The sequence below is a fragment of the Sphaerospermopsis reniformis genome, from assembly GCF_005402885.1.
Taxonomy (GTDB): Bacteria; Cyanobacteriota; Cyanobacteriia; order Cyanobacteriales; family Nostocaceae; genus Sphaerospermopsis; species Sphaerospermopsis kisseleviana.
On the sequence record NZ_BJCE01000300.1, the window covers coordinates 1 to 5,488 of the forward strand.

A 5,488-nucleotide genomic window follows, 5' to 3' on the forward strand; every position below is an offset into this window, starting at 1 on the left:
TATAATACCATTAGCTGCATAAAGAGGAATTTTGATATCTCGATCATATTCAAAACTACTATCTGCAACTTCTATTAATAATAATACATCCGATGGTTGAGGATGTGCAGATTCATAAAAATCTTCACGGGGTTTAAGTAATGCTATGTCTGGTTGGGGTTCGGAAAAATTATCTAAAGTTATGGGGTTTTGTACAGCAACAATTACTTTTTTACCTAGTAACTGTGAAAAAAGAGAGTTTAAACGATTGACACAAGATGCGTGTTTTCTTCCTATCGGTGACATTTCAATTATTTCTCCATTAATTAATTCTACTCTATCATCTTCTGTTAAAATTCCTGCTGCATTCATTTGATGATATTGTTCAACTGTGAAACGTCTGGTTAATAATTTCGTAGACATAGTTCACTCTCTTTGTTGATGATATTGGTTAATTATTTCTATAATTTGTTTCTATAATTATTTTGTTCCTAAAATGCTATCAACGGTAATTTTAATTTCAGGAAATGCGAGGATATCTAGAATTTCACCACGTTGAAAGGTTGTGATTTGACTATATCCATTTTCTGTAAGCTGACGATAAACGATGATTTTTTGTTCGATGATATCAACTAACCAAACTTCTATAATACCATTAGCTGCATAAAGAGGAATTTTGATATCTCGATCATATTCAAAACTACTATCTGCAACTTCTATTAATAATAATACATCCGATGGTTGAGGATGTGCAGATTCATAAAAATCTTCATGGGGTTTAAGTAATGCTATGTCTGGTTGCGGTTCGGAAAAATTATCTAAAGTTATGGGGTTTTGAGAATCAACTATTGCTAATGGAAGCAACAATTGAGACAATGTACTAATTAATCTTCTTACACAACTTGCGTGTCTTCTTCCTATTGGTGACATTTCAATAATTTCTCCGTTAATTAATTCTACTCTATCATCTTCTGTTAAAATTCCTGCTGCATTCATTTGATGATATTGTTCAACTGTGAAACGTCTGGTTAATAGTTTAGTAGACATAGTTCACTCTCGTTAGTTGATGTTATTTGTTAATTATATCATTTCTTGAAATAGATCCCCAACTTTTCCAAGAAGTCGGGGATCTGAGTTTACAAATAATCAAAAAAGACTTCTGGTACTAATCTTAGTTCTCCTGATTTAAACTTTTCAATTTCTACCCATAAAGCACGATGTTTCTTTTCTGGTGTTTCGGAAAAGGTTAAACTTTCAATTTGGTAAAATTTCGGATCTGCAAAGTCGCATTGATAAAGTTGGATGATTTCATGTCCTTGTTTACCATCGAATATAAACAGGTTTTCGATACAACTTAAATAACGAATGTTGGTTAAATCAGCTTGTATTTCTTCTTGAAATTCTCGTTCCAATGCTATGCGACTGGTTTCACCAAATTCTACTCCTCCACCTAAAGCACGATAAAATGTTGATTGCTTTGTCGGATCATATCCTTCAGAAACAAAGATTCTGTCACCATCTTTAATTAATGCTAAAACTATGACTCTAATTTCACCTGGTTGATTCATTGTTGTGAGTAATTGTTGTTATTTGAATGATTAATTATCGTAAAGGGAATAAGCGCGAGTTTCACTATCTTCTACTGGCCAATCTTCGTTTTCACCACCTAAATATAATGCTTCTATGGTGACGTATTCTTCACTTAATTGAGATAGTGCGTTGATGAGAATATCTAAGGCGATCGCATCACTTGTTCCTAAATCAAACCAGCATCTTCCCCATTTTCCTTCATATTCAAATTCACCCATGTTGTGCATTAAAGCTAACATACTTTGATCATAACCTTGGTTATCATAATCCATGTAGCTTAAATCCAAACCTGTTTCTTGAACTTGCAAGTTTTCAGCGTTGAACCCTCCTAGTTTACCCAAATAAAACCAAGAGTTAAATACTTCTTCTACATATTGTTTTTCTTGTTGGGAAGGAATGGTACTAAATTTGATCCAGAACCAAACGTCAAAGGGATTAAATTCGCGGAATTGAATGTACATTTTTGGTGATTGGTGATTGGTGATTGGTGATTGGTGATTGGGAAAGAGAATAAATAATTATCTGTTCCCTGTTCCCTGTTCCCTTCTTTCCTAATGACTAAATCATCATATATTATTGAGTCGGTTTTTAGCCTGGTTGCGTTCGGATTCAATTTGTTTGACTAGACTAGCAGGAAGTTGGGATTTTTTGGTTAACGCTTTCTCAAAATATGCGATCGCTTCTTTAACCACATTCTGACTTTTTTCCTTGTTACCTTGTAAATACAGTATTTGCGCTTTGAGATAATAAATTTCTGGGTTGTCAGAGGTGTTTTTCAAAGCACGATCCACATATTTTAATGCTTGGGGATATTTTTTTAAATCCCGATACGCTAAAGCAATACCCCTATCTACTAAATATCCAGGTGCTGCATTTTGTTCCAGTTGTTCAATCGCTTGATCAGGACTAATGAAAGGCAAGTTAACGGCTAACATTAAGTTCATATAGCCTTTAATTAAATTTAACTCTGGATCATTGGCATTAATGGCTTCTGCTCTATCTAAGTATTCATACACTTTTGTTAACCTAGTAAATGCCTTTGATGCACCATTAACCGTACCTTCACGGGTAATAATGACAGCACCTTCTAAAAAATTGCCTACTCCAGTGTATAAATTACCACGTAATTGGTTAGTAGCAATCAATTTTTGTCCAGCTTCTAAAGTCTTTTTGCTGTACTTTTCCAATCCTACTAAATCTTGATTAGTATAAGCTAAAGATGCTTTTAAAGCATAAGCTAAAGGTTCATCGGGTTCATCAGCGATCGCTTTTTTCAGGTGATCCTCTGCTGCGGAATAATCTCCCTGTTGGAAAATCGCTTTAAACGCTGCTTCCGTGCGATCGCCAATTTTATGAGGTTCACTACTGCGAAATGGATCACCCGCTAATGAGGGATTTACCCACAAATTTAAGATTAACGTAGTAGCAAAAGCAACTGTAGAAACCAGAGGAAATCCTAAAAAATGTTTAGACATAATAAAACACAGAATTATTACGGTTGAACTTGTCTTATGTATTACTTAAAATCAAAAAATGCTTAACCAAAAAACGCTTCTGTCTTAGCAAAAAAATCCAAAAAAATCGAATTTATCTAGACTATTGAAAATTCATCAGGTTTCCTCGCTGATTGTAGCGATTTTTTTTTGTGTAATTCTGTCAAAATAGAAAAAGTTGAATGTTTGTTGCTGCTGGATCAGGTTTTGGTTACGTAACTTTGCTTTTAGTCCATCAGTTGTTCATCAGTTGTTCGCTGACTATCTGGTAATTTTAACAAATGCTTTATCTCAGAAATCTAACTTATCACCCCACAGCTTGTCCCACAGCAATTCTTAAATCTATTAACCTGGAATTACCACCACAGCAGCTAGGTTTAGTCATAGGTCCTAGTGGTTCTGGTAAAAGCACCTTATTAGAAATTTTATCAGGATTAGTTGAACCTACCTCCGGTGCTGCATTTTGGAGAGAACAACCACTAATATCAGAACAACTGCAACAATTAGCGGGAATTGTCTTTCAATTTCCCGAAAGGCACTTTTGCGGTGGTACAATTTTGGAAGAATTGCGTTTAGGACATCCCGAATTAGGTACAGAACGAGTTCATCAAGCACTCAGAGAAGTAGGATTAGATCATTTATCATTTTCTACCTCACCCCATGCTTTAAGCGGTGGACAACAAAGACGTTTAGCTTTAGCAGTTCAATTAATTCGCCAACCAAATTTATTATTATTAGATGAACCTACAGCCGGTTTAGATTGGTCTATTCGTCGTCAATTAATAAATTTATTAGCAAAATTGAAAAAAGATTGGACTTTATTAGTTGTTACACATGATGCAGGGGATATGTTACCAATAGCGGACAGTTGTTGGACTTTAAATCATGGTGTTTTGGAATCTGTTGATCCTAAAACTTTAGAAAAGAAAATTGCAGAAACAGTTGGGAAGTGAAACATTTGAATTAAAACTTAAAAAGTTTCACGCAGAGTCGCAGAGAAGAACGCAAAGATTTTGAGATAATTAATTGAGTGAATATGAGTTTAGAGTCCGTCTTTAGTTTACCTGAAATGGTGGAAGTTTGGCAAGAAACGTTAAATTGGCAACCAACAAATGACCAACAAAATCAATTACAAAAACTCTATGAATTGGTTATTGAAGCTAATCATTATGTGAATTTAACGCGCATTACTGAAGCGTCAGAATTTTGGGAAAAACATCTTTGGGATTCGTTAAGGGGAGTTGCACCAAAACAGCATTTTATTGATTCTCTTCATCCAGGTGCATCCGTAATTGATATTGGTACTGGTGCTGGTTTTCCTGGTTTACCAATTTCGATTATTTTCCCTAATTCTCAGGTGACTTTGTTAGATTCTACTCGCAAAAAAATTAATTTTATTGACTCTGTTTTAACGGATCTTCCTCTTATCAATGCGAAAACAATTGTCGGGAGGGTGGAAGAAATTGGACAGGAAAGTAAACATCGAGAAAATTATGATTTAGCTGTGATTCGTGCAGTGGGTAGTGTTTCTGCTTGTGCTGAATATAGTTTACCTTTAGTGAAAAAAGGTGGTTTAGCAGTTATTTATCGGGGAAGTTGGACAAAGGAAGAAAATCAAAGTTTAGAAAATGCGGTATATCATTTAGGGGGAGAAGTTGAATTAATTGATGAGTTTACCACTCCTTTAAGTAATAGTATTCGTCATTGTTTATATTTAAGGAAGGTGAAACATACACCTGTGAGTTTTCCTCGTCCTGTGGGTATACCAACACAAAAACCTTTGTAAATTAGGTAATGGGTAATTGGTGATTGGTGATTGGTGATTGGTGATTGGTGATTGGTGATTGGTGATTGGTAATTGGTTGTGTTTATAAATCAATTACCAATTATGAATTATGAATTATTATGAATTACGAATTACTCTATTTTACTTGCATCTGCAAACCGTTGATTAATTTCATCCCAGTTAACCACATTCCACCAAGCATCTAAATATTCAGGACGACGATTTTGATATTTTAAATAATAAGCGTGTTCCCAAACATCATTACCAAAAATGGGATATTTACCTTCCATTAAAGGACTATCTTGATTTGCAGTAGTTGTAATTTCTAACTTACCATTTTTATTGCGAACTAACCAAACCCAACCGCTACCAAAACGACCACCACCAGCTTCATTAAACTGCTTTTTGAAATCTGCGAAACTGCCAAAATTATCATTAATTGCAGTTGCTATTTCTCTAGTTGGTTCACCACCACCATTAGGTTTCATGATTTTCCAAAACATTGAATGGTTAACATGACCACCACCATTATTTCTGACTGTAGTTCTAATATCTGCGGGGACATTATCCAGATTTTGCAGTAGTTGTTCAACAGTTTTGTTTTTCAGTTCTGGGTATTTGTCCAAAGCTTTATTTAAGT

Annotated in this window: 8 protein-coding genes; 2 read left to right on the plus strand and 6 right to left on the minus strand. The window is 34.7% G+C overall.

Annotation, left to right across the window (positions count from 1 at the left end; all coding sequences use genetic code 11):
• From FFR48_RS24790 to FFR48_RS24810, 5 genes are all read right to left on the minus strand, one after another.
• Window positions 1–402, minus strand: a 402-nt coding sequence (locus tag FFR48_RS24790; RefSeq protein WP_137669203.1) for a Uma2 family endonuclease, incomplete at its 3' end; no start/stop codon positions are given.
• 57 nt (window positions 403–459) lie between these two features.
• The gene (locus FFR48_RS24795) at window positions 460–1,026 is read right to left on the minus strand and encodes a Uma2 family endonuclease (RefSeq protein WP_137669204.1); all 567 of its coding nucleotides are present in this window, start codon (window positions 1,024–1,026) and stop codon (window positions 460–462) included.
• Between the two features lie 89 nt (window positions 1,027–1,115).
• Window positions 1,116–1,547: an NUDIX hydrolase gene (locus FFR48_RS24800; protein ID WP_137669205.1), complete on the minus strand. Its 432-nt coding sequence runs from the start codon at window positions 1,545–1,547 to the stop codon at window positions 1,116–1,118.
• 30 nt (window positions 1,548–1,577) lie between these two features.
• A complete protein-coding gene (locus FFR48_RS24805; protein ID WP_096571927.1) occupies window positions 1,578–2,030 on the minus strand; it encodes a DUF3531 family protein in 453 nt (150 codons plus the stop codon).
• A gap of 105 nt (window positions 2,031–2,135) precedes the next feature.
• Complete coding sequence (locus tag FFR48_RS24810; RefSeq protein WP_137669206.1) at window positions 2,136–3,044, minus strand: Sll0314/Alr1548 family TPR repeat-containing protein; 909 nt, start codon at window positions 3,042–3,044, stop codon at window positions 2,136–2,138.
• Between the two features lie 299 nt (window positions 3,045–3,343).
• On the opposite strand from FFR48_RS24810, the gene FFR48_RS24815 reads away from it, so the two are divergent.
• Together FFR48_RS24815 and rsmG are read left to right on the plus strand one after the other, a co-directional pair.
• Window positions 3,344–4,015: an ABC transporter ATP-binding protein gene (locus FFR48_RS24815; protein WP_096571929.1), complete on the plus strand. Its 672-nt coding sequence runs from the start codon at window positions 3,344–3,346 to the stop codon at window positions 4,013–4,015.
• Between the two features lie 83 nt (window positions 4,016–4,098).
• Window positions 4,099–4,848: a 16S rRNA (guanine(527)-N(7))-methyltransferase RsmG gene (gene rsmG / locus FFR48_RS24820; protein WP_137669207.1), complete on the plus strand. Its 750-nt coding sequence runs from the start codon at window positions 4,099–4,101 to the stop codon at window positions 4,846–4,848.
• Window positions 4,849–4,979: 131 nt separating this feature from the next.
• Here the strand turns inward: rsmG and FFR48_RS24825 are convergent.
• Window positions 4,980–5,488: superoxide dismutase (locus FFR48_RS24825; RefSeq protein WP_137669208.1), on the minus strand; the 509-nt coding region annotated here is incomplete at its 5' end.

What these genes read in the sequence shown, in the direction of transcription:
- rsmG (WP_137669207.1), top strand. Translation starts at nt 4,099, where the DNA reads ATGAGTTTAGAGTCCGTCTTTAGTTTACCTGAAATGGTGGAAGTTTGG.
- FFR48_RS24800 (WP_137669205.1), bottom strand. Translation starts at nt 1,547, where the DNA reads ATGAATCAACCAGGTGAAATTAGAGTCATAGTTTTAGCATTAATTAAA.
- FFR48_RS24805 (WP_096571927.1), bottom strand. Translation starts at nt 2,030, where the DNA reads ATGTACATTCAATTCCGCGAATTTAATCCCTTTGACGTTTGGTTCTGG.
- FFR48_RS24810 (WP_137669206.1), bottom strand. Translation starts at nt 3,044, where the DNA reads ATGTCTAAACATTTTTTAGGATTTCCTCTGGTTTCTACAGTTGCTTTT.
- FFR48_RS24795 (WP_137669204.1), bottom strand. Translation starts at nt 1,026, where the DNA reads ATGTCTACTAAACTATTAACCAGACGTTTCACAGTTGAACAATATCAT.
- FFR48_RS24815 (WP_096571929.1), top strand. Translation starts at nt 3,344, where the DNA reads ATGCTTTATCTCAGAAATCTAACTTATCACCCCACAGCTTGTCCCACA.